Annotated in this window: 4 protein-coding genes; 3 read left to right on the top strand and 1 reads right to left on the bottom strand. The window is 63.2% G+C overall.

The genetic code is table 11. The annotated features are described in order from the left end of the window. Both ENZ75_RS23785 and ENZ75_RS23790 read left to right on the top strand, forming a co-directional pair. Positions 1-587, top strand: a 587-nt coding sequence (locus tag ENZ75_RS23785) for an aminotransferase class I/II-fold pyridoxal phosphate-dependent enzyme (protein WP_128278350.1), incomplete at its 5' end; no start/stop codon positions are given. 3 nt (positions 588-590) lie between these two features. Next, a complete protein-coding gene (locus ENZ75_RS23790) occupies positions 591-1,403 on the top strand; it encodes an NAD(P)-dependent oxidoreductase (RefSeq protein WP_063168731.1) in 813 nt (270 codons plus the stop codon). 227 nt (positions 1,404-1,630) lie between these two features. On the opposite strand, the gene ENZ75_RS23800 is transcribed toward ENZ75_RS23790, so the two are convergent. Continuing rightward, on the bottom strand, positions 1,631-3,235 hold the full coding sequence (locus ENZ75_RS23800; RefSeq protein ID WP_199489654.1) for an FAD-dependent oxidoreductase: 1,605 nt from the start codon (positions 3,233-3,235) through the stop codon (positions 1,631-1,633). A gap of 150 nt (positions 3,236-3,385) precedes the next feature. Here ENZ75_RS23800 and ENZ75_RS23805 point away from each other — a divergent pair, with 150 nt between their 5' ends. Next, positions 3,386-3,922, top strand: coding sequence for a cupin domain-containing protein (locus ENZ75_RS23805; protein WP_063168733.1), 537 nt, complete (start codon positions 3,386-3,388; stop codon positions 3,920-3,922). The last annotated feature ends 117 nt before the right edge of the window (positions 3,923-4,039 follow it).

The following is a 4,039-nucleotide window of genomic DNA, read 5'->3' on the forward strand; positions in this document are numbered from 1 at the left end:
TCTATGAGCACATCATCTTCGATAACCGCGAATTCGTATCCTTCGGCAAGGCCTGCCCTGACCTCAAGGACCGAAGCCTCATCGTCAACGGCGTGGCCAAGGCCTATGCGATGACCGGCTGGCGTGTCGGTTATGCAGCCGGCCCGGCACCACTCGTCAAGGCGATGTCGATCATCCAGAGCCAGTCGGTCACTTCGGTCTGCTCGATTGCCCAGGCGGCGACGGTCGCCGCACTGAATGGCCCGCAGGACGAGGTGGCTCGTTTCCGCGATGCATTCGAGGCGCGCAGGAACCTGGTCGTCGATGGCATAAGGCGCATCAACGGCCTGACGCTGCCGCCGCCGGAAGGAGCTTTCTATGCCTATATCGGTTGCGCCAGCCTGATCGGCCGCAGGACCCCAAAAGGCGTCATGCTGGAGGACGATACGGCGGTGGCGACCTATCTTCTGAACGAAGGCCGCGTGGCCTCGGTGCCGGGCACTGCCTACGGACTTTCACCTTATTTTCGTATCTCCACCGCCACCAGCGAGGAGGTGCTTGCCGAGGCGATCGCGCGGATCAACGCCGCCGTCGCGCAAGTGGAGTAGACCATGCCGCATTACGAACGCATCCTGATCACCGGCGCCGCCGGCCGGCTTGGCTCGGAACTGCGAAAGGGGCTGGTGCCGCTGGCAAAAACGATCCGCCTGGCGGGTCGCGAACCGTTCGGCGATCTTGCTCCTCACGAGGAAGAAGCGGTCTTCGATCTCGCCGACATGGAGGCTACACTTGCGGCCACCAAGGACTGCGACGCGATCGTGCATTTCGGCGGTGCGCCGCTTGAATGCGAATGGCAAACGATCCTGGATTCCAGCATTCGCGGATCCTACCACATCTACGAAGGCGCCCGGAAACACGGCGTGAAGCGGGTTATCTATGCTTCCTCGGTGCATGCCATCGGCTATCATGAAGTCGAAGCCCATATCGGCGTCGATGCGCCGGTGCGCCCCGACAGCCTCTACGGCGTGTCGAAGAATTTCGTCGAAAGCCTGAGCCGGCTCTACTGGGACAAGTTCGGCATTGAGACGGCTTGCCTGCGTATCTTCTCGTCCTTTCCCGAACCGGCCGACCGACGCATGCTGTGGTCGTATCTTTCCTTCGCCGACTGCGTTCGTCTGGTCGAAGCAGCACTGACGGCGCCGCGCGTCGGGCACACAATCTCGTTCGGCATATCCGACAACAAGCTGAAAATGGTCGACAACAGCGGCGCCAACCATCTGGGGTTCATCCCGCAAGACAGCGCCGAGCCATTCCGCGCAGCGGTCGAGGCGAAGACGCAGATTCCGGATCCCAAGGCGCCATCGGTGAAGTATCTGGGCGGGTGGTTCTGCGAGCTTGGCCATCCGGACGACAAGCGGGCGTAACTATCAAAAAACCAATCCGCTAGATGGCGAAGACGAAACATCCACCAACACCCCTACGGCTCCCTGCAATTCACGGCGACAGCCGAATAATGATCATGAAGCGCTTCCGGGACGTTCAGGCCAGGGCGACACCGGCGATCGTGCAAGACCGTAGGCTCCGGCGATCACCCCCATGCCTCCGGTGTGCTTCTGAGGTTCGGTGCCGTCTGCCATGTAGGCTTCCGCGATCACCTGTTCTGATGCAGGATCGTCTCGGCCGCAATGAAGCCCCAGGTCAGGTTCGGGCCGAGCGTGGTGCCGGCCCCTACGGCGCGCGTGCCGATGGGGTTGGCCATCGCAAGCCCTGCCGCATAAAGGCCGGGAATGATCGAGCCGTCCGGTCTCAACACCTGCGCCCGCTCGTTGGTCCGGGCCCCGCCCTTGGTGCCGAGGATCGAGCGATTGATCGTCATGCCGACGTAGGGCGCCTTGTCGATCGGCTTCAGCCGGTTCTCGGGGCCATGCGCCTTGTATGCCTCCCAACCATTATCGCCGCGGTGGAAGTCCGCATCGTGCCCGTTCTCGCAAAAGCCGTTCCAGCGCGCGATCGTCTCCTCCAGCGCCGCCGCCGGCAACCCGAGCTTGGCGGCAAGGCCAGCGATGGTATCGGCCTTCTTGATCCAGTCGCGCTCGTAGGAGGCATACCAGCGGAAAGGCAGCGAGGTTTTGAGGAAACGATTATCGCCAACGAGATAGCAGGGCAGATGGACGGGCTCGCCATCCGGTCCGCGCGCATCGATCGCCTCGCCGATGTTGAAGGCGTTTTCGCTGACAAAGCGCTTTCCCTCGCGATCGACCACGATCGAATGCGGCTCGGCCTGGAAGGTCATCGGCAAGCCGTGCGACTGTCCCTGGTAGCGCGTCGGCAGGCAGGGATAGACGTTCGCCTGATCCATGCGGTCCAATTGCGCGCCGACGGAAGCCGCAAGCTTCTGGCCGTCGCCCTCATTGCCGCGCGGGCTGCCGATCCGGTCGAAGGCGCCGGGGAAGTGGCGTGCGCGCATCTCGGCGTCCCATTCGAAGCCGCCGGTTGCGATGACGACGCCGCGGCGCGCGACGATCTTCGTGCGCCGGCCCTTGCTCTCCACCTCCGCGCCGGCGATGCGTGAGTCCGGATCCTGAAGCAGGGTGACGGCGCGCGTTCCCGGCTGAAAGGTGACGCCGGCATCGAGGCAGCCCTTGATCAGCCCGGTCATCAGTGCCGTGCCCTGGCCGCCGGAATTCGTCAGCCATCGCCATAGAAGCTTCGGCCAGACCTTGAACCCGGCGCGGATGGGATGGTGATAGAGATCGAGGTCGACGATCTCCTGGTAGGTAAAGCTGTGCGGCAAGGTGGAGCGGCGCAGACTCCGCGCAAACTTGCCGAGGAGACGGCGGCTGAGCGGCCTCGGCGAGAGCATGCGGCCATAGAGTTTCCCGCCCGGCGCTTCGGCAAAGGGATCGGGCTCGTTGATCAAGCGAAAATCGAGCGGCGTGTTGACGGACAGAAAGTGCAGCATGTCCGGCGCGGCCTTGGCGAAAGCGCCCCAGAGCGCATCTTCCTTCTGCTCCCATCCTTCGGGCGCGACCGCACGCAGATAGGCGAGCGCATCCTCGCGGCTGTCGGCGATGCCGGCTTCGGCCGCGACATGGTTGGCGGGTATCCAGACCCCGGCACCGGACATGGCCGAGGTGCCGCCCAACCATTCGCTCTTTTCGATGACGAGCACCCTGAGGCCACCCTTGGCGGCCCGCAGCGCTGCCGAGCAGGCCGCCGATCCCGAACCGATCACCAGAACATCGTACTCGCCCATCGGCATTCCCCTGCCATCATCGACACAGCACTATATAGAGGCACGAAATTTAATCTGTCTACTATTGTGTCGACACTTTTTGCGCTGTACCCTCTCCAAGTCAGCAACGCGCCCGAACGACCTTCGCAGCTCCATTCGACAGGCAGAGCCATGGACGACACCAACCTTCCACCCGCGCCCTCTGGCATCCATGTTTCCGGAACCGAAACGCGCGAAAGCTACTGGCAGCCGGTTCCCGCAAACGGCCATATCGACGTGGCGCTCGCGCCGCACATCGTCGGCATGGAGCACCCCTTCGCGCTGGGCACGCAGTCGGTAGCGCCCGGCGGCTATGTGCGCGAACACACGCATGACCGCAACGAAGAGACGGTCTATGTCATCGAAGGCCATGGCCGCGCCGTCATCGACGGCAAGGAATATCCGCTGGAACCGGACAGCGTGGTGTTCCTGCCGAAGAATGTCCGACACATGTTCATCAACGACGGCGACACGCGCCTGCGCTGGATCTGGTTGATCGTGCCGAACGGGCTCGAGGATTTCTTTCGCCTGATCGGCAAGCCGCGCAAGCCAGGTGACCGTGTGCCGTCCAATTTCCCGCGCCCCGAAAACGTTCTGGAAATCGAGCGCAAGACGGTGTTCGGGGCAGACCTCGCCGACAAGTTCGATCCCCTGAGGCAGAATCCCTGAAGAAGCCTCGGATGGTGACGCTCGGCCTCATCGGCTTCGGCACGATCGCGCGCGAGATCGTCTCAGCTTTCCCAGTGGACTCGGTTTGCTGGGTGGCGCTGATGCGCGAAGGTACCC

The organism is Mesorhizobium sp. M7A.F.Ca.CA.002.04.1.1, assembly GCF_004022805.1.
GTDB classification, from domain to species: Bacteria; Pseudomonadota; Alphaproteobacteria; order Rhizobiales; family Rhizobiaceae; genus Mesorhizobium; species Mesorhizobium ciceri.